The sequence below is a fragment of the Micromonospora sp. NPDC005553 genome (assembly GCF_042871765.1).
Lineage (GTDB): Bacteria > Actinomycetota > Actinomycetes > Mycobacteriales > Micromonosporaceae > Micromonospora.
In genome coordinates, this window is the sequence record NZ_JBIAJD010000002.1 from 1,040,352 (window position 1) to 1,063,207 (window position 22,856).

Annotated in this window: 21 protein-coding genes and 3 tRNA genes; 15 read left to right on the plus strand and 9 right to left on the minus strand. The window is 69.3% G+C overall.

The window, feature by feature from the left end; genetic code table 11:
- The first annotated feature begins 41 nt into the window (after positions 1–41).
- Positions 42–515 carry a redox-sensitive transcriptional activator SoxR gene (gene soxR, locus ACFYPG_RS12235; RefSeq protein ID WP_387351767.1) on the plus strand — a complete coding sequence of 158 codons (474 nt, stop codon included), beginning with the start codon at positions 42–44 and terminating at the stop codon, positions 513–515.
- 48 nt (positions 516–563) lie between these two features.
- On the opposite strand, the gene ACFYPG_RS12240 is transcribed toward soxR, so the two are convergent.
- Positions 564–1,562, minus strand: a complete 999-nt coding sequence (locus ACFYPG_RS12240) for an NAD(P)H-quinone oxidoreductase (RefSeq protein ID WP_387351769.1) — start codon at positions 1,560–1,562, stop codon at positions 564–566.
- A gap of 161 nt (positions 1,563–1,723) precedes the next feature.
- Here ACFYPG_RS12240 and ACFYPG_RS12245 point away from each other — a divergent pair.
- Positions 1,724–1,810 (plus strand) — tRNA-Ser (locus tag ACFYPG_RS12245).
- A 237-nt stretch (positions 1,811–2,047) separates the two neighbouring features.
- Here ACFYPG_RS12245 and ACFYPG_RS12250 read toward each other — a convergent pair.
- Positions 2,048–2,362: a hypothetical protein gene (locus tag ACFYPG_RS12250; RefSeq protein ID WP_355004434.1), complete on the minus strand. Its 315-nt coding sequence runs from the start codon at positions 2,360–2,362 to the stop codon at positions 2,048–2,050.
- Positions 2,363–2,364: 2 nt separating this feature from the next.
- Complete coding sequence (locus tag ACFYPG_RS12255; protein ID WP_355004433.1) at positions 2,365–2,586, minus strand: hypothetical protein; 222 nt, start codon at positions 2,584–2,586, stop codon at positions 2,365–2,367.
- A gap of 433 nt (positions 2,587–3,019) precedes the next feature.
- Between ACFYPG_RS12255 and ACFYPG_RS12260 the strand changes: the two genes are divergently transcribed.
- A complete protein-coding gene (locus ACFYPG_RS12260) occupies positions 3,020–4,231 on the plus strand; it encodes a helix-turn-helix domain-containing protein (RefSeq protein WP_387351771.1) in 1,212 nt (403 codons plus the stop codon).
- A 492-nt stretch (positions 4,232–4,723) separates the two neighbouring features.
- Positions 4,724–4,864 carry a hypothetical protein gene (locus ACFYPG_RS12265; RefSeq protein ID WP_387351772.1) on the plus strand — a complete coding sequence of 47 codons (141 nt, stop codon included), beginning with the start codon at positions 4,724–4,726 and terminating at the stop codon, positions 4,862–4,864.
- 9 nt (positions 4,865–4,873) lie between these two features.
- Here the strand turns inward: ACFYPG_RS12265 and ACFYPG_RS12270 are convergent, their stop codons facing one another.
- Positions 4,874–6,058, minus strand: coding sequence for a low temperature requirement protein A (locus tag ACFYPG_RS12270; RefSeq protein WP_387351774.1), 1,185 nt, complete (start codon positions 6,056–6,058; stop codon positions 4,874–4,876).
- Positions 6,059–6,109: 51 nt separating this feature from the next.
- Positions 6,110–6,265, minus strand: coding sequence for a hypothetical protein (locus tag ACFYPG_RS12275; protein WP_387351776.1), 156 nt, complete (start codon positions 6,263–6,265; stop codon positions 6,110–6,112).
- A 143-nt stretch (positions 6,266–6,408) separates the two neighbouring features.
- Here ACFYPG_RS12275 and ACFYPG_RS12280 point away from each other — a divergent pair, with 143 nt between their 5' ends.
- Positions 6,409–6,951, plus strand: coding sequence for a YbhB/YbcL family Raf kinase inhibitor-like protein (locus ACFYPG_RS12280; RefSeq protein WP_354943924.1), 543 nt, complete (start codon positions 6,409–6,411; stop codon positions 6,949–6,951).
- Between the two features lie 137 nt (positions 6,952–7,088).
- Here the strand turns inward: ACFYPG_RS12280 and ACFYPG_RS12285 are convergent, their stop codons facing one another.
- Positions 7,089–7,799, minus strand: a complete 711-nt coding sequence (locus ACFYPG_RS12285; RefSeq protein ID WP_355004428.1) for a class I SAM-dependent methyltransferase — start codon at positions 7,797–7,799, stop codon at positions 7,089–7,091.
- A gap of 212 nt (positions 7,800–8,011) precedes the next feature.
- On the opposite strand from ACFYPG_RS12285, the gene ACFYPG_RS12290 reads away from it, so the two are divergent.
- A complete protein-coding gene (locus ACFYPG_RS12290; RefSeq protein ID WP_387351778.1) occupies positions 8,012–9,847 on the plus strand; it encodes a hypothetical protein in 1,836 nt (611 codons plus the stop codon).
- 21 nt (positions 9,848–9,868) lie between these two features.
- Here the strand turns inward: ACFYPG_RS12290 and ACFYPG_RS12295 are convergent, their stop codons facing one another.
- Positions 9,869–10,645 (minus strand): hypothetical protein, encoded by a 777-nt coding sequence (locus tag ACFYPG_RS12295; RefSeq protein WP_387351779.1) that lies wholly within the window; start codon positions 10,643–10,645, stop codon positions 9,869–9,871.
- 328 nt (positions 10,646–10,973) lie between these two features.
- Here ACFYPG_RS12295 and ACFYPG_RS12300 point away from each other — a divergent pair, with 328 nt between their 5' ends.
- A complete protein-coding gene (locus tag ACFYPG_RS12300; protein WP_387351781.1) occupies positions 10,974–12,503 on the plus strand; it encodes a peptide deformylase in 1,530 nt (509 codons plus the stop codon).
- A 68-nt stretch (positions 12,504–12,571) separates the two neighbouring features.
- On the opposite strand, the gene ACFYPG_RS12305 is transcribed toward ACFYPG_RS12300, so the two are convergent.
- A complete protein-coding gene (locus tag ACFYPG_RS12305) occupies positions 12,572–13,687 on the minus strand; it encodes a globin domain-containing protein (protein WP_355004424.1) in 1,116 nt (371 codons plus the stop codon).
- 144 nt (positions 13,688–13,831) lie between these two features.
- Between ACFYPG_RS12305 and ACFYPG_RS12310 the strand changes: the two genes are divergently transcribed.
- Complete coding sequence (locus ACFYPG_RS12310) at positions 13,832–14,602, plus strand: CPBP family intramembrane glutamic endopeptidase (RefSeq protein WP_355004423.1); 771 nt, start codon at positions 13,832–13,834, stop codon at positions 14,600–14,602.
- Between the two features lie 4 nt (positions 14,603–14,606).
- Here ACFYPG_RS12310 and ACFYPG_RS12315 read toward each other — a convergent pair whose 3' ends face one another.
- Positions 14,607–15,938 (minus strand): hypothetical protein, encoded by a 1,332-nt coding sequence (locus tag ACFYPG_RS12315; RefSeq protein ID WP_387351783.1) that lies wholly within the window; start codon positions 15,936–15,938, stop codon positions 14,607–14,609.
- 239 nt (positions 15,939–16,177) lie between these two features.
- Here ACFYPG_RS12315 and ACFYPG_RS12320 point away from each other — a divergent pair.
- From ACFYPG_RS12320 to ACFYPG_RS12350, 7 genes are all read left to right on the plus strand, one after another.
- Positions 16,178–16,268 (plus strand) — tRNA-Ser (locus tag ACFYPG_RS12320).
- A 35-nt stretch (positions 16,269–16,303) separates the two neighbouring features.
- Positions 16,304–16,379 (plus strand) — tRNA-Arg (locus ACFYPG_RS12325).
- Between the two features lie 182 nt (positions 16,380–16,561).
- Positions 16,562–16,843 (plus strand): SCO0607 family lipoprotein, encoded by a 282-nt coding sequence (locus ACFYPG_RS12330; RefSeq protein WP_387351784.1) that lies wholly within the window; start codon positions 16,562–16,564, stop codon positions 16,841–16,843.
- Positions 16,844–17,200: 357 nt separating this feature from the next.
- Positions 17,201–18,316, plus strand: coding sequence for a ricin-type beta-trefoil lectin domain protein (locus tag ACFYPG_RS12335; RefSeq protein ID WP_387351786.1), 1,116 nt, complete (start codon positions 17,201–17,203; stop codon positions 18,314–18,316).
- A gap of 288 nt (positions 18,317–18,604) precedes the next feature.
- Entirely contained in the window at positions 18,605–18,874 is a 270-nt protein-coding gene (locus ACFYPG_RS12340; protein ID WP_387351875.1) for a DUF3455 domain-containing protein, read from the plus strand.
- Positions 18,875–19,042: 168 nt separating this feature from the next.
- Entirely contained in the window at positions 19,043–20,656 is a 1,614-nt protein-coding gene (locus ACFYPG_RS12345) for a serine/threonine protein kinase (RefSeq protein ID WP_387351788.1), read from the plus strand.
- A gap of 526 nt (positions 20,657–21,182) precedes the next feature.
- Positions 21,183–22,727: a non-reducing end alpha-L-arabinofuranosidase family hydrolase gene (locus ACFYPG_RS12350; RefSeq protein ID WP_387351789.1), complete on the plus strand. Its 1,545-nt coding sequence runs from the start codon at positions 21,183–21,185 to the stop codon at positions 22,725–22,727.
- Positions 22,728–22,856 lie beyond the last annotated feature (129 nt).

The following is a 22,856-nucleotide window of genomic DNA, read 5'->3' on the forward strand; positions in this document are numbered from 1 at the left end:
ACTGTGTTAGTTGAAGTGGACTTCAACTCAAGGACCTGGGGATGCCGGATTCATTGACGATCGGTGAGCTGTCCGCCCGCTCCGGGGTGGCGCCGTCGGCGCTGCGCTACTACGAGCGACTCGGGCTGATCCGCGCCGACCGCACCGGCGGCAACCAGCGCCGGTACGCCCGCGCCGAGCTGCGGCGGGTCGCCTTCATCCGGATCTCCCAGCAGGTCGGCGTCTCGCTCGACGAGATCCGGGAGGCACTCGACTCGCTCCCCGAGGCCCGCACGCCGAGCCCGCAGGACTGGGCGCGGCTGTCGGCGAGCTGGCGCAGCCGGCTGGACGAGCGGATCCGGCTGCTCACCAGGCTCCGCGACGACCTGGACGGCTGCATCGGCTGCGGCTGCCTGTCCCTGCAGCGCTGCACGTTGAACAACCCGGAGGACGCGCTGGCCGGCGAGGGCCCGGGCGCCCGACTGGTGCTGCCCCGACCGACCGTCGACCCGACGCCGGCCGGCTCGCTCAACTGACGGCCGGGCCGGTCAGGTCGCTGAGGTGCGCCGACCCGGCCGGCCCGCTCAGCTGACGGCCGACCCTCCGCCCGGCGGGCGGGTGAGCAGCACCTTGCCGAAGTGGTCGTTCGACTCGACGAGCCGGTGCGCCTGCGCCGCCTCGGTCATCGGCAGCCGCCGGTCCACGATTGGCCGGATCCGGCCCGCCTCGACCAACGGCCACACCTCGTCCCGTACGCCCTGGACGATCTCCGCCTTCTCAGCGAGCGGACGGGACCGTAGCGACGTCGCGGTGACGCTGGCCCGCCTGGTCATCAGCGCGCCGAGATCCAACTCGGCCTTGCGCCCGCCCTGCATCCCGATCACCACGAGCCGACCGCCGGTGGTCAGCGCGGAGACGTTCCGCCCCAGGTAGGACCCACCCATGATGTCGAGGATGACGTCGACACCGCGCCCGTCGGTGATCCGCCGGACCTCCTCGACGAAGTCCTGCTCCCGGTAGTCGATGACGTGTGCCGCACCCAGCTCACGCAGCCGGGCGTGCTTGGCCTCCCGCGCGGTGGTCAGCACTGTCACGCCGAGGGCCGCCCCGAACTGGATGGCGAAGGTGCCGATCCCGCTGCCGCCACCGTGCACCAGCAGCGTGTCGCCCCCGCCGAGCCGCGCCACCTGGACCAGATTCGACCAGACCGTGCAGGCCACCTCGGGCAGCGCCGCCGCGTCGACCGGGTCGCAGGCCGGCACCGGCAGCAACTGCCCGGCGGGGACCGCGACCCGCTCCGCGTACCCGCCGCCGGCCAGCAGCGCGCAGACCTGCTGCCCGACCGCCCACCCGGCGACCTCCGCGCCAACCTCCGTGATCACCCCAGAGCATTCCAACCCGGGGTACGCGGGCACGCCCGGCGGCGGCGGGTAGTGCCCCTGCCGTTGCAGCAGGTCAGCGCGGTTCACCCCACTGGCCCGCACGTCCACGATCACCTCGTCCGGGCCCGGCTCCGGGTCGGGCACCTCGGCCCACACCAGCGCGTCAGGTCCACCGGGCTCCGGAATCGTGATGGCTCGCATGGGCCCAGTCTTCCCGATCTTCCCGGGTGCCGCAGGCGCACCGTCCAGCCCACAGTGGACACGGCAGACCGCCTGGCCGGCGTACCGGGGAGGGACGCCGGGCCGCCCGGAGCGAGCCGTGGCAGACTATGCGTGGCCGTACGCCCACGGGCGACGGTCAAGGAGGGTTCGCCTAGTGGCCGATGGCGCTGGTCTTGAAAACCGGTAAGGCAGCGATGTCTTCGTGGGTTCGAATCCCACACCCTCCGCCTGCTGGTGATCTACGTTGACGCAGCTCAGCCCTCGTTTCCCGACGGGGGCTGAATGCTGGTGGGGGTACTACGCGGCGCCGTTGCCATTGATGGATCGAAGCGCGGCGATGGCTGGGTCTGCTCATCGTGTGCGTTGGTCTCAGCGGGAGGACGGCCGTAGCACCACCCGATGTGTCGGTAGACGACGAAGCGCCCCCAGCCATCACAGCCGAGGGCGCATAGTTGGGCGTTAGATCATGCCTCTTGCAGCTCCCGCAGGTTGCGGTCGGTCGCTACGTACTGCGGCCAGTCGTCAGTGTGGCACTCGGCCGCGTGTAGAGCTGTACGGATCTGGACCAGCAGGGCGTTGGCGGCGCTCTCGAAGTCAGGGGCCTCGATGCTCGTGGCGAACTCGACCGTGCGGTCAGCGAGACTCGCGGCCATTTGCACCTCGTGCTCCAGTTCGTCCAGGTGCTCTTGGACGGCGTCGAGGAAGTCTTCATACTGCGCGTCAGTCCCGTGAGGGTCGCTTTCGAGCGTCATCTGGATCGCGATGCGATGCTGCCGCATGATCAACCTTTCTCCCAGCATGTAGCCCGCTTGAGCTGCCCGATCAGGTCTCTCAAGTAGTTCGCCCCCGAGGGGGTGCACTTCACGGTCTTCCAGTGCTTCTCCGGACAGGGGCAGTACATCTTGAAGTAGCTCTTCCCACCGCCGGTGATCCTCCAGTCCTTGCGCTCGGCGTCCTGGAGAACGTCCTCAAGTTCTTTGTACCTGTGCTTGGGGCGTGACACTTGGTAAACGCTCCTTGCCTCTTGAGGTTACATACCCAGAAGATCGACTAACAGGCGCGCTCGGTCACAGCCACATCAACGGGATCAGGCCGAGACTGAGCACGGTATGGGACAGCTGCGGCGAAACGCCCCACTCGGGTCGTCAATGCGACAGTCCAGGAGTTCGTAGGCATAGCGCGAAGCGCCCCCGGCCGGTATGACCGGGGGCGCTTCCGTGTGTCGTTGGTGGCGGTCACCTCCCGCACCCTCCGCCAATCCGAACGCCGAGCTTGATCCACTCGGCTTCCCGGAAGCCGGGGTGTTCGGTGCTCAGGAATACGCCGACACCAGTGAATGCGAGTGAATCAACTACCGCAGCGAGTAGGCATCGACGAGTGCCTCCTCGCGGCGTACGGTCGGGGTACACGATGTACCCAATACGGCGAGGTGCCTCATGGCGGATCAGCAACCCACCCCTGGCCAGCGCGTCGAGCGGCTTCGTCGAGCCGTCGGCCTTTCTCGCGAACAGCTCGCCGGCCTTGCCGCTCTGTCACCGACAACCATCAAGTTCGTCGAGAACGGACGCCGAAGCCTGACCTTGCGAGCCGCCCAGCAGATCGCTCCGCACCTCGGCGTGCGTGACCTCGGTGATCTGTTCGGGCCACAGGTGACCCTGTCATTGGACGGCCGACCTAGTCACCCCGCCATCGGCGATGTCCGTCGCGGGCTGACCGCCTGGCACATCACCGTCTCCGGTGAACCAGAGTCCCCCGACTACTTGCGCGGTGCCGTCGACTCCGCGTGGCAGACCTGGCACACCTCTCGGCACCAACGCACCGAGGTGAGCGTTCTCCTGCCCGGTCTGCTCGATGCGACTCAGCGAGCGGCCCGGCTGCACACCGGCGACGACCGGCGTGCCAGCCTCGCTTTGCTCGCCCAGGCGCATCACCTCGCGCAGGCTTACCTTGCCTGGCACGGTGACCGCGAGCTGTGTTGGCTGACCGTCGACCGTGGCATGGCCGCGGCCCTCGATGCCGACGATCCTCTCGCCATCGCCCAATCCACCTGGTATGCGGCTCATCTGCTGCGGGCCGTCGGTCGCGGCGACGAGGCGTTGGAGCGGTTGCAGGAGGCTCGCGGTCTGATCGAGCCCCGAGTCGCCGATGGCGGGAGTGAGTGGGCCGAGATGCTGGCCGACCTGCACCTGTGCACCGCGCTTACCCGGGCCCGTACCGGTGATCAGGGTGCCTGGTCGGACTGGGACGCCGCTCGCCGGGTGGTCGAGCAGGCCCTGCCGGCCGGCTTCGTCGGCCTGCGCACCCGGGTTTCGCGGCCGTTGGTAGACGTGTACGCGGTGATGTGCGCCGTCGACCTGGGCGATCCTGACGAGGCGCAGCGGCGAGCACACTCGCTCGATCCGGCGTCCATTCCGTCGACCGAACGGCGGGGCCGGCACTACGTCGAGCTTGCCCGCTCTGCCGACCTGGAAGGGGCGAGGGAGGCGACACTTCACCTGTTGGGCCTCGCGGAGTCCACCTCTCCCGAGACGGTCCGATACTCACCGGCAGCTCAGGAGTTGGCAGGCCGGTTGGCCCGAGAGGCACCAGCGGCAATCCGCGCCGAGGCGATCCAGTTGGAGAGCCGGATCGCGGTGCCAGACCTGTAGGGGTACCTCCTGTCGCTGGGTACGCTGCGTACCCGTTGCGCACGTCGTTGCTGCCTAGCGTGTTCTCACGAATGCAGTGGGTGTGCGGCCTTGCCCGAATTTGGGGCGATGACCGCTACCCCTGAGACGGGAGGGCACCACGATGATGTGGCCGTTCAACCTGCTCCGTCGGCGAGGCAAGCGACCGGCGGTTTGTGCGCCGCTGAGTGCCACCGGTCCGGCGATACAACGGGCAGAGCAGGAAGCCGCCCGGGCACGGTTGCTGGCTCAAGCCCGCCGCCGATCCTCCGAGCATGGTGATGACGGGGCCGGCCGATGATGGGTGAGGTCCCCACCACCGCAAGAGCGGCTGTGCAAGCCCGATCGGCGCAGGGTCAACGGGCAGCCGCTGTCTTGCCGAGCCGCCTGGCCGACCAACACATCCCCCGACGGCCCGAATGGGTCTGCGGTAGCTGCGAGCAGGACACTCCGTGGCCTTGCGCTCCGGCCCGAGTGCGCCTGTCCGAGGCGTACGGCCGGGACCGGATCGGGCTGTCCATGTACCTGGGCAGTTTGCACGCGGTGGTGGTCACGGAACTGCCCTCCGTCGCCGCTGGCGAACTGTTCGAGCGGTTCGTTGGGTGGGCGCGTTGAGCAGCACCGTCAGTCGCTGGTCGATGCGGATCGCCTGGTCCACGCCTCGTAGCTGAGCAGGATGACGAGGAACCCGGTGAGCAGGCCCAGAGCGGCCAGACCGGGCAGGTAACGGCCGACGGGAAGTAGCAGCAGCGCCACAGCGGGGGCGAGAAACTGCTCGGGTCGTACGCACCGGACGCTGAGTGCCAGGAACGTCGCCCGGCCCGCGAGGTACAGGGCGGTCCCGCCGAACAGTGCGACAGCCGGGATCCAGTGCAGGGTTTCGTGCGACTTCCCGTGCGCCATGCCGGCGAGCACCTCTTCGACTCCCAGCGCCACGTAGATGGTTCCCGCCAGCAGCGGGAGGTGGGCGACGCTGTAGGCGTTGCCGGCCACGAAGCCCCGGTGCAGTCCGGAGTCCGTCGTCAGTGCGTTCCCGGCGCTCGACGCGCTGGGGAAGTACAGCCAGTACAGGCAACCAATGACGGTGAGCGTGAGCAGCGCCGCCAGCAGGCTCGGCCAGTGGATCATCTGAGTCCCGACGCCGGCGCCGACCGAGATCAGGGACTCTCCGAGCGCGATGATCACCACCAGGCCGTGCCGCTCCGCGAAGTGGCCGGGGCTGCGTATCGGCCACCCGCCCACCAGCAGGGCGAGCACCCCACCGCCCATGTCGATGATGAGCGCCGCCGCCCAGAGCAGGATCTGTGCGGTGCCGCCGAACACCGCGCCGAGGACGAGCGGGATCCAGGACAGCGCTGTGGTGAGGGCGTAGAGCCGTACGGTTCTGAGTCGCCGGGGGTCGTCCACCGACACCCAGTAGAAGAGAACGAACTGGGTCGACCGCACCACGAGGTACGCCAGCACCAGGATCAGCCGGGGTGTCCTCGTACCCCTGCCGGTTTCCCAGGCTTCGGGGAGGACCAACGCGATGAGGAAGACGGCTGCCATCGCCACGGCGATGCCGACCCGGATCAACCCGACGTCGAGCCGGACGTAGTTGCCCAGCCAGGCATAGACGAGCCAGGAGTTCCACAGCAGCATGAGGACGAGCAGGCCCTGCACCAGGGTCACCGACGACTGTCGCTCGCTCATGAACGTGGTGACCCGGATGAGCCCGAAGACGAGCACCAGGTCGAAGAAGACCTCGAACAGCGTCGGTCGGTGAGTCTCCGCGGTGACCACCGGCCGGGACCGGAAGATCCGCCACATCAGATCATCTTGTCTGTTCGCCCCGGAGGGTTCCGGCGTCCGGCCTCCCGGTCACTCCGGCGGGTCGACGGTTCGCCGCTCCCGGCGGATCGTCTCCTCGGCCAGTCGCTCCACCGCGCGTCGGCGGTCGTCGGCGATGGCTCGTTCGTCCCGGCGGCGGAACGCGGTGAGGACGGCTATCGCGAAGTCCCGCCAGATGCCGGCCACGATGTCCCCCTGCGGAACGTTGCCCGAACTCAACCGTAGCTCTGCGAAACCACAGTCGGTCAGCGCGTGCTTCCGGTCGTCGGGAGGGCCGCGGCGGGGTAAGAAGGGGCTGGTATCTCCGCACATCGGAAGGACGCGTCCCCATGACCCTGGAACGACCGATCGCCCCGGACCCGTACGAACTGCTGCCGACGCTGCCCTCGTTCACGCTGACGAGCGACGACGTGCAGAACGGCGAGCCGATGGACGCCCGGCACGCGCATGGCAGCACCGGGGGTGACAACGTCTCGCCGCAGCTGGCCTGGTCGGACTTTCCCGCCGAGACGAAGAGCTTCACGGTGACCTGCTACGACCCGGACGCGCCGACGGGCAGCGGTTTCTGGCACTGGGTGCTGGTGAACGTGCCGGTCGACGTCACCCAGCTGCCCACCGGGGCTGGTGGCGCGGCGGGCACCGACCTCGGTGGGGCGTTCTCGGTCCGCAACGACTACGGCGAGCAGGGGTACGGCGGGGCGGCTCCGCCGGCCGGCGACCGCCCGCACCGGTACGTCTTCGCGGTGCACGCCCTGGACGTCGACCGCCTGGACCTGACCCCGGACGCCACCCCCGCCTACGTCGGCTTCAACCTGACGTTCCACACCCTGGCCCGAGCGGTGATCCGCCCGACGTACCAGATCAAGGACTAACCCCGGAGCCGCCGAGTCTCGTCGATCATGGAGTTGTGGTGGGTGACAAAACGCCCGGCAAGCACCAAGCCGGGCACCACAAGTCCATGATCGACTGGGCAGGCTGGTCCTGCTGCAGGACCAGCGCGGGGGCTGGGTCAGGCTGGGACGCGGGCTACGGCGAAGACGGACTGGCCGAACGGCGGGAGGACGAGCTGCTCGGCGGCCTTGGTGGCGGGCAGGACGAGGGTGTCGTACACCTTGACCATCGGGCCCTCTTTCGGCATCAGCCGGAAGACCTTGGTGGCCATGAAGTAGCCGATCAGCCCGAGCGCGTTGGCGTAGTGCATCTTCTCGATGGTCAGACCGGCCTCGGTCATCGCCGCCCCGAGCGTCTTCTTCGTGTAGCGGCGGACGTGCCCGGTGGCGATGTCGGCCGGGCCCATCGCGAACTGGAACGCGGGCACGATGATGATCACGGCGCCGCCGGGTCGGACCAGGTCGCGCATGCTCTGTAGCGCGCCCACGTGGTCCTCGATGTGCTCCAGGACGTTGTACGAGACGGCCGCGCTGTAGTCGCCCCGGTCGTTGTGCGGCAGCAGCATCTGCCGGACGTCGACGTTCGGACGGTCGGCGAGGCGCTCCTTGAGCTGCAGCAGCCGGTCCGGGTCGGCCTCGGTGGCGGTGAACCGTGGCAGCCGCTCGGACCATTCCAGCGCGTAGTCACCGAGACCGCTGCCGATTTCGATCGGGTCGTCGCCGAGGTACGGCACGGCCAGTTCGATGAACCAGCGACGGTGGTTGACAGCGGTTGCCAGGCCTTCCAGCACCTCGGACTGCACGCGCTGGTCCCCAGTGATTTCTGCCATGCGTCGATTCCTCACGGTATGAACTCGACCCGTGCCTGGACCGACAGAGTGAATCATCCGCTGGGACGGCGAAAGAATCGGGGCATCGGGGTGGCCGAATTGTGGTCGGGGGGTGGGTTCGTGATCGGCGGTCGGCGAACCCGGCACATAGTACGGCAGTACCCCGAAACATGTCACGGCGCTGCCAGGCGCTGACTACCCTATGAATTGTCATGACTACTCCTGAACCGGACGTGCCCAGCGGCAACCGCAGCCCGGCCGCCGCGCCTCCGGCGGAGGGGGCTTCCGGTGCCGATCGGCCTTCCCGTAGGGGGATGTGGGCCGATCTGACCGCCGTGCTGAGCTTCGTGGTGCTCGGCTTCTGGGTCACCTGTCGGCTCTGGCTGGACCCGGACAGCGATGTGCGGGACAACCAGTCGGATCAGTCGCAGTTTGAATGGATGATGGCGCACGGTGCGCGAGTAGTCACGCACTTTGCGTATCCGTTCCATTCCAATCAGATGAACGTGCCCGACGGCGTCAATCTGATGGCCAATACGTCCGTATTATCCATTTCATTGCCAATGACGCCGATCACCCTGCTGTTCGGGCCGCGAGCGTCATTTCTGGTCTTTCTGACCGCCGGCATGATTGCCACCGCCACGGCCTGGTATTTCCTGCTCTCCCGGGTCCTGATCGGCAGTCGGGGGCCGGCGTGGCTCGCCGCCGGCTTCTGCGCGTTCGCGCCGGCCATGGTGTCCCACGCCAATGGGCACCCGAACATCGTGTCGCAGTTCGTCGTCCCGTTGATCATTTGGCGCACGCTACGACTTGGTGAACCGGGTCGCTGGCTGCGCAACGGGATCCTTCTCGCGCTGGTCATCGTCTGGCAGGCGTTCCTCAACCTGGAAATCCTGCTGATGACCGCGATCGGGCTCGGCGTGGTCGTCGGCGTGCTCGCCCTCGGCCGCGCGGATCTACGGCCGCGGGCCCGATCCTTCCTCGCCGGGCTGGCCGTCGCCGCCGGGGTCGCCGGGCTCCTGCTCGCGTACCCCCTGTACGTCCAGTTCTTCGGACCGGGCGCGTACTCCGGGTTGTCCCGCCTGATCCGCGGCTACTCCAGCGACGTGGCCTCGTTCCTCGCGTACTCCCGGGAGTCGCTGGCCGGTAGCGCGCGCACCGCCGCGGGCCTGGCCAAGAACCCGACCGAGGAGAACAGCTTCTTCGGGTGGGCCCTTGTGGTCCTGGTGATCGCACTGGTCTGGTGGCTGCGCCGGTCGATCGTGGTGCTCGCGCTGGCCGCGCTCGGGTTGCTCTTCGCGGTGCTCTCGCTGGGGCGGGAGGTCCGCTTCGACAACCGGGGTACGGGTGTGCCGGGCCCCTGGGCGGCGCTGGAGAACCTGCCCATCCTGCACTCGGTGGTGCCGACACGCTGGGCGTTGGCGATCACCCCGATCATCGGGCTGCTGCTCGCCTACGGCGCCGAACGTGCCCGCGAGTTGGCCCACGCGCATCCGGCCGCTCGGGGGCAGATCCGCTTCGTCACCGCCACAGTGCTCACGATGGCCCTGTTGCCGATCGTCCCCACCCCGCTGCCCGTGGCCCGCCCCGATCCGGTCCCCAGCTTCGTGACCAGTGGGGCGTGGCGGCCGTACGTGGCCGGTGGGCGCAGTGTGGTGACCCTGCCGCTGCCGGACACCACCTACGCCGAGCCGCTGCGCTGGTCCGCGACGACCCGGCTGGACATGCCGTTGGCCCGCGGCTACTTCCTCGGCCCGGACACGCGTCCGGACGCCGATCCGCCGAAGGTCGCGTTGTTCGGTGCGACCCCCCGCCCCACCAGCAGCTTCTTCACCACCATCCGGCGCACCGGGGCGGTGCCGCCGATCACGCCGCAGAGCCGGGTCCGAGCGGTCGACGACCTGCGCTACTGGCGGGCCGGGGTGGTCATCCTCGGGCCACACGAGCACGAGACCGCGCTGCGCCGGGGCATGACCGAGCTGACCGGGATCGAACCGGTCTTCACCGGCGGCGTGTGGGTGTGGGACGTCCGGCCGTTGACCGACTGAGCGATACCGCCCCGGTCCGGCCTAGCGGACGCAGCAGCCCTGGCAGACCTTCGGGCGGGGCAGGGTGAAGGCGAGGCAGCAGGTGCGGCGCTGCACTGTCGGCTCACCGGTCGGCCCCGGCACCAGCTCGATCAGGTCGGCCAGGTCGAGTGCGCCCAGCAGGGTGTCGATGCTCTGGACCGTGGAGCCGGGCAGGGCGTCCGCAGCCCGCAGGATGCCGTGCGCGATGCCGGAGGCGACCGAGCCGAGCAGCGTCCGGGTGCCCACCCGGACCTCGGACTGGATCGCCGTGATGAGCGGCGCCAGGTGGGCGTCGAGCAGGGACGCGCGCAGCGCGGCCAGCAGCTCCGCCTCGTCGGCGACGACCCGCACCTCCGGCAGGCCGGTCAGCGCCAGCGGGTCGTTCGGCAGCACCGCCACCGTGGTGCCCCGGCGCAGGCCCATGGTGAGCAGCTGCCGATGGTCCTCGAAATGGATCAGCAGGTCGGCCGGGTCGAGCAGTGGCACCCGGCGGGCGGAGGCCCAGCCGAGCACGACCGGCAGGGCGGCCCAGTAGCTGTAGGACTTCCAGGCGAGCGCCGCGCAGGCGTGCGGGGTGCCGCCCCAGCGGACGGCCGCGCCGTTCAGCAACTCGGGCAGTCGGCTGCCATCGATCAGGGTGGTGGCGGGCGCCCAGCCGAGCTCGTCGTCGACCAGCAGGCCCCGGGCGAGGCCGGGCAGGTCATCGGTGCCGAACATGGCCCGGAGCGCAGCGGTGACGGGGGCGAGCGGCGTGGTGGCGGTCTCGCGCCGTGGCATCACCGCTGTCACCTGAGTCGTCCCCTGTCTGTCTGACCGAGGAGTGCGCCCCGGCGGACGAACCAGTGCCGTCCTGAGCTAAGGCTAGCCTAACCAAGCCCGTGGCCGTAAGGGAAGCCTCACCTTGGTCACATCCCGGACGTCCAGGTCACCCCCGTGTTCGGCGGGAGTAGTGCTTCGGCTACTACCCGGAGTCCCTGCTGGGAAACGCCGCCGCACGATCGACGGCCATCGGTGAATTGTCAAGCGGTGTGTCGAAAACATGCCACTTGCGTGTGTGCCCGCGCACGGAACGTGAAAACTTATAGCCCCGGCCACGAGGAAGCTGATGACTACCTCACCCCTCGAACGGGCTGCCGACTCCTTCGCGGCCGAACTCGCCCGGCAACGGACCGGGCGAGGGCTGTCCAAGAAGCAACTGGCCGTCCTGATGGGGTTCGACCCGTCCTACGTGAGCCACGTCGAGGGGCGCCGGCACCGCCCGACCGAGGACTTCGCCCGCCGCGCGGAGGCCGTCCTGGAGGCGAGCGGCGCGATCTGGCAGCGCTTCCGGGAGTACGACGACCTTCGGCACGCCCGGGCGGGTCATCCGCACCGCGAGTCGTACCTGCCAGGCCAGTGGCTGCCACCGGGCACCGGGCTGGTCGTGGAACGGGAGCTGGCCACCCTCACCCACACCGACGACGGCTACCGGTGCGTCATCCACCGTGAGCTCTACAACGCCGGCACCGAGCCGGTCACCCGCTACCTGGTCCGGGTCGCCGTCGACCGCTACCCGAACGACCCCGGCCGCTCCAACCGGCACCACCGGGAGCACCCCCTCACCTTCGCCGAGTTGCAGATACAGGCCCGTCGAGACGACGGTGGCGGAGACCCGGAGCCGATGCACTGGCGAGCCAAGCACGATCGGGACGCGTTCAAGGAGATCTGGCTGCTCTTCGAGAACGGGGAGCGACGCTTCCCCCTCTACCCGGGCGACCGGGCCACCATCGAGTACGCGTACAGCGTCGGCCACGAGAAGTGGGGCCCCTGGTTCCAGCGGGCCGTCCGACTGCCCACCCGCCAGCTCGCCGTACGCCTGGATCTGCCCGCTGCCCTCGACCCGCAGGTCTGGGGCGTGGAGACCTCGCTCAGCGCGGAGGAGGGCCCGCTGCGGACGGCGCCGCAGCGTCACGACGAGGGCGACCGGGTGATCTACGACTGGCAGACCGACGACCCCCCGTTGAACGCCCGCTACCGGATGCAGTGGCGGTTCCGTGCCCGTCCGGAGACCGAACCGGACATCGGCCCCGGCGCCGCCCGGGTCCGACCCAGCGACCGGATGCGCGGCCTCGGCATCGTGCAACGCGGAGACGACCTGCTCCGCCAGCGGGCCCGCCCGTTCGACCTGCCCGCTGAGGAACATGTCGCCCGGGACGTGGTCGACCGGCTCGTCATGGCCCTGGCCCGGCTCGACGAGCTGCACCCGTTCAGCAAGGGTGTTGGTGTCGCCGCCCCGCAGTTCAGCATCGGCCGCGCGGCGGCCGTGGTACGGCCGCCCGACCGGTCGGCGGAGCCGGTCGTGCTGCTCAACCCGCGGGTGGTCGACGCCGACCCGGAGACGGACGAGCAGTACGAGGGCTGCCTCTCCTTCTTCGACCACCGAGGTCTGGTGCCCCGGCCGCTACGCCTGGACGTGGAACACGCCCAGTGGGACGGCAGCCGGATCATCACGTCGTTCGAATTCGGCATGGCCCGGCTGGTCGCACACGAGATCGACCACCTGGAAGGCCGGCTCTACGTCGACCGGATGGCGCCGGGCGTGCCCCTGGTGCCGGTCGAGGAGTACCGCGAGGCCGGGCGTCCCTGGCGCTACTGACCAGGAAGGGACCGGGGCGCGTGCCCCAGGGGGCAGGGGCACGCGCCCCGGTGTGGGGGGAGGAACGTCTAGAGGTCGCCGAAGGTGTCGTAGCGGATGTTCGGCGGCGGCACGTTGTCGGCGGCCAGCACCCGCAGGGTGGACCGGACCATCCGGGCGGCACCGGAGACGAAGCAGTCGTGCGTGGTCCACGGGCCGTACCGGGCCACCACCTCCGGGATCTCGCCCTGCTCGCCGTCGAAGTCCGGATCCTCACTGCACGCCGCGGTGACCGACAACCACGGGTGTGCGGCCACCAACTCCTGCAACCCGTCCAGGCCGTACAGGTCGGCCGCCTGCCGGGCACCGTAGAAGACGTGCACCCACCGGGTCCGGTTGAAGGTGGCCAACTCCTCCACCAGCGCCTTGATCGGCGCCAGCCCGACGCCGCCGGCCACACAGAGGATGTCCCGTTCCGAGGCGCGGTCCACTGTCATCGACCCCATCGGCGCCGCCAGGCGGAGCAGGTCACCCGGCCGCACCCGCCGCACCAGGGCACCGGACACCCAGCCGGCCCCCGGAGACCGCACGTGGAACTCCAGCACGTTGTCGTCGTTCGGGGCGTTCGCCACCGAGTAGTTGCGCCACACCCGGGGGTGGTAGCGCGGCACCTCCAGGCTCACGTACTGCCCCGCCTGCCAGCGCAGCGGATGCTGCAACGCCCGGCAGGTCAGCACGGCGGTGTCCGGGCCGTACCGCTCGTGGGTCAGCACCTCGGCGTGCCAGAACGGTGGGTCGTCGTCGGAGGCGGCACCGGCCACCATCAGGGCGGCGATCGCCGCGTACGCCTCCCGCCACGCCTGGTCGTACTCCAGGTTCCAGCCGTCGCCAGCGGTGCTGCGCAGCGCGTCCAGCAGCGCGACGCCCATCGTGGCGTAGTGCCGCTCGTCGACGTGGTACTTGCGGTGGTCGCGGCCCAGCGCCCGGAGGAACTCGTCGAAGCTCTCCGGGTCGTCCACAGTGTGGATCGCCGTGATGATCGCTTCGAGTAGGCGGTCGCCCTGGCCGGTCATCTGCACCGGGAAGAGTTGCCGCAGGGCGGGGTCGAGCAGGAACAGCCGAGCGTAGAAGTGACCGCTCAGCCGGACCCGGTCGTCCTCGACCAGGGCCCAGCTCTCCTTCAGCAACCGCGCGAGGTTGTCCACTGACGCTCCTTCTCCAGACGGCAACGGATCGGGCGCTCATAGAATCTCCACGGAGCGTGTCGACTGGTCGCACAGAATGTGCGATCGGCTCACGGTGGCCGGTCGGCCATGTCACGGGTGCCGTACGTCGGGCAGAGTGGTGCGGTGACCGTTGAGCTGACCCGCCCGGTGTCCCGCCGACTGCTGGGCACCGAGACGCTGCTGGTCCTCGGCCTCTCCCTCGGCCAGTCCGCGATCTACGCGGTGGTCTCGATCATCGCGAAGTTGACCGCCGACGGTCCGCTCTCCAAGCAGACCGCCTCGCTGAACACCTCGGCGTCGGCCCGCCCCTGGCTGGACCTCACCTACCAACTGCTCGGCATCGTGTTCGCGCTGCTGCCGGTGCTTCTCGCCGTACACCTGCTCACCCGTGACCCCGGCGACCCGGCGCGGACCCTCGGCCTGGACGCACGGCGGCCCGGCCAGGACGTGGCGCGCGGCGCCGGCCTGGCGGCGCTCATCGGCCTACCCGGGTTGGCGCTGTTCTGGGTGGCGGCCCACCTGGGCCTCAACGCCACGCTGGTGCCGGCCGCGCTGCCGGACATCTGGTGGACGGTTCCGGTGCTGATCCTCGCCGCCGTGCAGAACGCCGTGCTGGAAGAGGTGATCGTGGTCGGTTACCTGGTCACCCGGCTGCGTCAGCTCCAGTGGCGGCTGGCCGCGATCATCGCGGCCAGCGCGCTGCTGCGCGGCTCGTACCACCTCTACCAGGGCTTCGGCGCGTTCGTCGGCAACGCGATCATGGGCGTCGTGTTCAGCCTCTTCTACCTGCGCACCCGGCGGGTGATGCCGTTGATCATCGCGCACACACTGCTCGACGTGTTCGCGTTCGTCGGCTACGCGCTGCTGCCCCGGGAGTGGTTCGACTGGCTCTGACCCGTCAGCGCCGGTCGGGTCGGTAGACGGCCACCGTCCGGGCCGCGAGCCGGTCGGCCGCCGCCGCGTCACCCAATGCCGCCGCGAGCACCGCCGCGCCCGGCAGCAACCGGGCCACCAGCCGCAACGCGACCCAACCACCGGCCTGAGCCGTGAGCGGCGCGGCCAACCGCCAGGCCGCCTCCGCCGCCCGCGGCCACGCCCCCTCGACCGGGTCACCAGCGCTCTCGGCGGCGGCCAGAGCCGCCACCGCGCTCGCCCGATCCGGGTGCACCTGGGTCAGCACCAGCAGGTCGACGGCCCGGTCGGGATGCGTCGGATCCTTGCCGTACGCCGCGGCCAGGTGCAGCACCAGCTCCGAGTGCGTCCACAGCACCGCCGCCAATTCGGCCAGCGGCGCGAAGAAGCCGGCCAGCGCGGCGGTGGCCCCACCCGCACCCGCCGAGCGGACGAACCGTCGGGCCGCCAACCGGGCCAGGCCGTCCGCCGAGGCATCCGGGTACCTGTCGCGCAACCCAGCGGCCCATCCGGCCGCGCCGGGCCCGAAGGTCCGCACCGCGGCAAGAGCCAACAGCTCCGGTGCGAAGCCAGGGTGGTCGAGCACGCGCGCGGCGACCGCGCGCAGCTCCGATTCGGGGGTACGCCCCAGAGCCGGCTCAACCTGCCGCACGGCGGGGTCTGCCGGGGTCAGCTGCTGCTCGGTGGGTGCCGTCTGCGGCCTGACCACGGGTTCGGGGGCGGGCGTTGTCGGCGGGATGCTCCTGGTCGGCGGGGTGCTCTTTCGTGGGGTGGCCGCGCGCCTGGTGGTCTTCGCGGCTCTGGCCGGGGCCGCTGGCGTGATGGTGCTCGACTCGCCGGTGGTGCTCGCGGCTGTGCTGGTCTGCGCTTCGGTGGAGGTCTGCGGTTCGGTGGTGCTCGCGGCCTCGGTGGTGCTCGCGGTCTTTGTGGTGCTCGCGGTCTTTGTGGGTTTTGCGGCGCGCTTGCGGGGCGTCGGCGTGGCCGGGGTCACCTCGGCGGGCGTGTCGGCTGCCTGCCGATGGTCAGCCCTGCGAACAGGGGCGGTCCGAGCCTTCGGCGGTGTCGATGCGAGGCCGGTTGCTGGGCTCGGTTGGTCGCCGGCCGGCTGCTCCGAGTGCTCCGGCTGCTGCGGCTGCTCGGCGTTGGTGTCGGTGGTCAGTTCCGCCGGCGCTCGCCGAGGCTGTCGAGGCAGCGGGCGGTCCGGCTCTGGCGGTTGGAAGAGCACCGCCGGGGCGGCCTTGGCCCGTCGAGGACGCTGGCTCGCCGGAGCCGCAGCCGGCGGGACCGGTTCCACCGTCCCGGTGGGCTCCTCGGCCACGACCGGCGGCGTGAACGTGGCCCGTGGAGAGCGGCGACGCGCTCGTTCAGCAGGCTCTCGACGGGTCGACTCGCTGGGCGGCTGCTCCTGCATATCGATGGAGCGTAGTCCCGATCACGCCGCCGCACAGCGTGGAAACACGGGGGCGGACGGACCCCGGTGGGCGTACCCCGGAAGTCGTTTTGCTCCCGGTGGGTGGTGACCTGTATCCTCGGGCGCGGTGGTCTGAGGATCACCGGGGAGACTTCGCCTAGTCTGGTCTATGGCGCCGCACTGCTAATGCGGTTGGGGTCTTAAAGCCCCTCCCGGGTTCGAATCCCGGAGTCTCCGCGCGAAAGCCAGGTGTGTATGCTGGCTGAGCACGAGCGCCCGTAGCTCAATGGATAGAGCATCTGACTACGGATCAGAAGGTTAGGGGTTCGAGTCCCTTCGGGCGCACCACTTGAGCAGGGAATATAGCTAATAGGCTATATTCCCTGCTTTCGTATGGGCGTACGTGTCGGACGCGGTTGTTCTGCTCGCCCCGTCGGCCTGGTCGGTCCGGGCGAGGAATCGTGACGCCCGGCGCGAGATGAGTACGCGTGCGCATGGCAGGCGCTGCCGCTGCGACCAGAATTCCCTCCATGCGAACGCGAATCATGATCGCTCTGGCCGCAGTCGGCCTGGGTGGGCTGATGGCCACCACCGGTTGCTCGTTCCGGGAGGACATCTGCGCTGGTGGTGAGTATCCGGCGATGGCGGTGGGCGGGCAGGGCGGCAGCGCCTGCTTCCCGGATGGGCAGGAGCCGACCCCGCCGTACGTCCGCTATCCGGAGGGCAAGATCCCGCAGCACGTCGACGATGAGTGGGACGTCTATTGGCGCAGCCACGGCATCGATGAAAACAACAACATCATCGATACCTGAACCGGATTGCCTATCTCGTACTACCCGACTGCCGGGGTGATCGAATGATCAGCCGAAGCAGTTGGGCACCGGCGGTGAGTTGGGGTGCAGTTCGTGGGCCGGTTGCCGCTGATGGCGGTCTTCTGGTCCACGGTGACCCCAGCGGACATGATCCACTCGTCTTTCGTGAAGTCGCGGCATCCCTGGGGCGCGGTTGCTGGCGCTTGACGTGGGCCGGATCAGCGACAAGAATTTACAGGAATCGCTGTTAGCGTTAACAATCCGTCCCAGTGCTGCGGCGGCATCGTCATGTCGATGCGGCGACTGTCGCGACGACCTGACCCCTCGGTCAGCACTGCCACTGCAGGGGAGAATTCCATGCGAACCAGGGCAAGATGGCTCGCGACGACCGCCGCGCTCGGTGTCGTCCTCGCCGGGGTGCTGACCTCGACCGGCCCGGCCTACGCCGAATCCAACGGCGGGGTGCGGGTGATGCCTCTCGGCGACTCCATCACCGAGGGCACGCAGGTGCCGGGCGGGTACCGCATCGGGCTCTGGCAGCGCCTCGTCAACGGGCGGTACACAGTGGACTTCGTCGGGTCGCAGTTCAACGGGCCTGCCAGCCTGGGTGACCACGACCACCAGGGGCATCCCGGCTGGCGCATCGACCAGATCGACGCGAACATCGTCGGCTGGCTGAACACCCAGCGGCCGCAGACAGTTCTGCTGCACATCGGCACCAACGACATCCTGCAGAACTACAACGTGAGCACCGCGCCGAACCGGCTCTCCACCCTGATCGACCGGATCACCACCACAGCTCCCAACGCTGAGGTGTTCGTCGCGCAGATCATCCCGCTCTCCAACAGCAACCAGAATGCGGCGGCCCGCACCTTCAACGCGGCGATCCCGGGCATCGTGCAGAGCAAGGTGAACGCCGGCAAGCGGGTACGCCTGGTCGACATGTACAGCGCACTCACCACCGCCGACCTGATCGACGGTGTCCACCCCACGGCCGGCGGTTACGACAAGATGGCTGCCCGCTGGTACAGCGCGCTGCAGGCGGTGCCCGGCAGCATCGGCGACCCGGGAAGCGGCGGCGGGCAGCAGACCACTGCGATCGTGGGTGCCCTGTCCGGCCGCTGCGTCGACGTCCCCGGCTCTTCCACCACCAACGGCACCCAGGTGCAGTTGTGGGACTGTCACGGCCGCACCAACCAGCAGTGGACCTACACGAGCAGCAAGACGCTGACCGTGTACGGCAACAAGTGCCTCGACGCCGCCGGCTACGGCACCTCGCCGGGCACCCTGGTCACCATCTACGACTGCCACGGCGGAACGAACCAGCAGTGGAACGTCAACGCCAACGGCACCATCACCGGGGTGCAGTCCGGCCTCTGCCTCGACCCGTACAACGTGGGTACGGGCAACGGCACCAAGCTCGTCCTCTGGACCTGCACCGGCCAGGCCAACCAGCAGTGGAGCCGTCGATAGCTCGTACGGTCGCGGCGGGTGGTGGTCGGATCGCGGGCGATCCGACCACCGTCGCCTGCGCTGCCTCTTGGCCGTCGAGCGTCGAAGGCGCCAGGTGTCCGTGAGTGTGATCCGACCAGGCGCACCGCCTGCCGCAGACTCTGGTGTGCGGAGGGCAACGCCCGAACGACCGTGATGTCTGTGAGTCATATTGATGCCTCAGGGGCATCACGCTCGCCGTGGTCGGGGTCCTGGTACCCGGTGTCGATGGCGGTGCCCGCCCAGGTCCACCACGCGGCCAGCAGCCGGATGACGCTCTGTCCCAGTCCGCCCCAAGGGGCTTCGTGGCCAACGGCATCGACAGTTGCGCGAACACGGCGACGTAGAAGACGTCGAAGAATAGCTCCAGTAGCGTCGCTCGATCCGACGAGTGCCGGCGCCGGCATTCTCAGCAACGTCGCGTACGTCAGCCGTCTGCTGACGTCGGGCGGCGTCGCACCGGCCGGCGCCTGCACCGACGGCGCAACGGTGGCCGTGCCGTACGGCGCTGTCTACGTCTTCTGGGCCTCGAAGCGGTAGGGGGCCCAGCCGCGACGAGGCGGCAGCCCCGGTCGCGGCCGACTGACGGACGGCATCGACGGGATTCGGTGGGCGGACGATAGGCTGCGGCCGGCGTCGGAGTGACCTAGGGGGACGGGTGATGGGCGGATCGGTTCGCGCGGTGGTCGCGGTCTGCGGGCATCCGGCGTGAGCGGCGGGCTCCGTCTTGGTGACCCGGCACGCCTCGGTGGGTACGAGGTGCTCGACCGGCTCGGTGACGGGGGCATGGGCAGTGTCTTCCTGGCCCGTTCGCCGCAAGGGCGGCGGGTGGCGGTCAAGGTCGTCCGTGCGGACCTCTCGCACGACGAGGAGTTCCGGGGTCGGTTCCGTAGTGAGGTGAACCGCGCCCGCCAGGTTCCACCGTTCTGCACGGCCGAGGTTCTGGACGCCGACCCGGACCATGACCCGCCCTACCTGGTGGTGGAGTACGTCGAGGGCCCCAGTCTGGCCCAGGTGGTTCGGGAGCAGGGCCCGCTGGGAGGGGCGCACCTGCACGGCATCGCGGTCGGGGTGGCCACCGCGCTCACCGCCATCCACGGCGCCGGGGTGATCCACCGCGATCTCAAGCCGGCGAACGTCCTGGTCGCACCGGGTGGGATCAAGGTCATCGACTTCGGCATCGCCCGAGCCTTCGAGGCGACGAGCCAGCACACCCGGACGAACCAGGTGGTCGGGACCGTCTCGTACATGGCTCCGGAGCGGTTCGAGACGGTTTCCGGCCGTCCGGCGGGCCCGGCCGCGGACATCTTCGCCTGGGGGGCCCTGGTCGCCTACGCCGCGACCGGCCGCAGCCCGTTCGGGGGCGACTCCCCTACGGCGACCGCGATGCGGATCCTCACTCAACCACCGGACCTGACCGGGCTCGGTGGGCCGTTGCGGGAGTTGGTCTCCCGCGCGTTGGAGAAGGACCCGGCTGCCCGGCCCACGTCCCGGGAGTTGCTCGACGGGCTGTTGACCGCGGCGTCTCCGGTGGGTGCCGGCGAGTCGGCCCAACTCCTGGGCGCGACGCCGCCACGTGTGTCGCCCGCTGCCGGTGGTGATCAAGGCGCGCGGTCGACGACATCGGGTCCGGCCAAGGCCGGTCGCGCGGGTTCACGCCGGCGCGGATGGCTCACCGCGTTTGGGGCGACCGCCGCGGTGGTCGCCGTGCTGGTGCCCGCTTTCCTGTTCGGTCCGCAACTGTTGAGTGGGCAGTCCAAACAGGACCGGGCCGGCTCGACGCCGAGCGGTAGCCCGGCGACGACCGGGCCGGCGGCGACGCCGTCCACGCCCGCGTCGGGCAAGCCGTCCGCCTCACCGTCGGCCAACGTGGACCCGGCCCAGGCCATGCTGGCCGGTCAGCGGCGAGTCCTGCTGCACGTGGTGGAGATCGACCGTGACCTGTCGCTGCCGTCGCACGGCGAGGTCGAGGTCGGCAAAGGAACCGGCAAGGATGCGCTCTTCGTACTCGTACCGGTCGGTGTCGACTACATGATCAAATCGGTCAACCCGGAGATCGCCCACCGACCGTGCCTCGGGGTCAAGGTCGATTCGGAGGGGTACTCGGCGCTGGTCGGAGCCGACTGTCGGCCGAGCAAGGCAACGTTGTTCACGTTGTACCGTGAGGGCAACGACGACAAGGGGCGCCCCGCCTACGGCATCGTCAACGACGAGCACGGCCCGGTGCAGTGGAGCCCGACCAAGAGCGAGATCTTCGTCGAGTTCCTCGGCGACGCCCCGCTGAACACCACGTTCAGCCTGGTCGATCGAGGCGCGGTCTGACTCGGGGGTGCCCCGGCCCCCGCGGACCGGCCCACCCGGTGGGCCTTGACTCGCATGGCGATCGGTCCTGACCGTCGCCGCGCCATCGCTCCTGCCGGTCGACCCGTCAGGCTGAATTCACTGGCACCGTCAGCGAGCCCTCGGCAATGGGCAGTTGTCGATGTTAACGCGCTCGCGAGGCCTCCTCAAGGGCCCGGCGGTGGTCCTGGCCGGGGAGCTGGGGCGATGCCTGCGGGAATGCGGTTCAAGTCGCCTCACCTCAAGATCCGCAGGTCGACAGCGGTAGATGTTCCCAGCACGTTACGTCTTGACGAACGGCATGTTATCGCTCACAGTCGATGCCTAAGGACGACGACACCTCGGCTTTCCGGGCAAGCCTTGCTTCGTCGACCTCGAATCAGGCGTGCGCTATTGCTTGCCGGCGTCTTGTTAACGCTAACTCTCTGACGCCGGCGTGCTCGGCCACGCGTCGCGGTACGCCCACCCTCGGGCAGGCCGTTCGGCTCTTGGTCACTGGAGGAGAATCATGTCTGCCCTCGATAGGTCTCCATCGATCGCCACGCCGTCGCGACGGCGACGTTGGTGGTTGCCCCGCCTTGTCGCCGCCAGCGCGGCGGCGCTGATGGTCGGTGGCGCCGCCGTAGCGGTGGTGTCGTCACCCGCCGCCGCGGCATCGGTCGACACGAACGCGTGGTACGTGTTGGTCAACCGCAACAGCGGCAAGGCCCTGGATGTCTACAACCTGGCCACGAATGACGGTGCCCGGATCACCCAGTGGGCCCGCAACAACGGCAACCAGCAGCAGTGGCAGTTCGTCGACTCCGGTGGTGGCTACTACCGGGTGAAGTCGCGGCTCTCCGGCAAGGTGCTGGACGTCTCGGGCTTCTCGACCGCCAACGGTGGCAGCATCGTGCAGTGGAGTGACCTCAACGGCACCAACCAGCAGTTCCGGCTGGCCGACTCGGACAGCGGCTACGTCCGGTTGATCAACCGGAACAGCAACAAGGTGATGGAGGTGCAGGGCGCCTCGACCGCCGACGGTGGCAACATCGTGCAGTACGACGACTGGAACGGCACCAACCAGCAGTGGCAGTTCGTCCGCGTCGGCGGTGGGACCGACCCCACCACGCCGCCGCCGACGACCCCGCCGCCGGGCGGCACGTGCGACCTTCCCTCGACGTACCGGTGGTCCTCCACCGGGGTGTTGGCGACCCCGAAGTCGGGTTGGGTGTCGCTGAAGGACTTCACCGTCGCCCCGTACAACGGCCAGCAGCTGGTCTACGCCACCACGCACGACTTCGGTAGCAGCTGGGGCTCGATGAACTTCAGCCTCTTCTCGAACTACTCGCAGATGGCCTCGGCCACCCAGAACACGATGAACTCCGGGACTGTCGCGCCGTCGCTGTTCTACTTCGCGCCGAAGAACATCTGGGTGCTCACCTACCAGTGGGGTGGCACGGCGTTCTCCTACCGGACCTCGACCAACCCCACCAACGCGAACGGCTGGTCCGCGGCGCAGCCGCTGTTCACCGGAAGCATCACCGGCTCCGGCACCGGCCCGATCGATCAGACGATCATCGGTGACAGCACGAACATGTACCTCTTCTTCGCCGGTGACAACGGCAAGATCTACCGGGCCAGCATGCCGATCGGGAACTTCCCGGGCAACTTCGGCAGCAGCTACACGACCATCATGAGCGACACCACGAACAACCTGTTCGAGGCCGTCCAGGTCTACAAGCTCCAGGGCCTGAACAAGTACCTCATGATCGTCGAGGCGATCGGCTCGACGGGCCGCTACTTCCGCTCGTTCACGGCCACCAGCCTGAACGGTTCGTGGACCCCGCAGGCCGCGTCCCAGAGCAACCCGTTCGCCGGCAAGGTCAACAGCGGTGCAACCTGGACCAACGACATCAGCCACGGTGAGCTGCTGCGCACCAACGCCGACCAGACGATGACCGTTGACGCCTGCAACCTGCAACTGCTCTACCAGGGTCGTTCCCCCAGCTCCGACGGCGTCGACTACGGCCTGCTGCCGTACCGGCCGGGTCTGCTGACCCTGCAGCGCTGACCCTGTCTGATCAAGCTCTACTGACCCGGAACGGGGGGGGGGGGGGGGCCCCCCCCCCCCCCCCCCCCCCCCAACCCCCCCACCCCCCACCCCCCCCCCCCCCCAGCCGGTGTGCGGCTCCACGGGGGC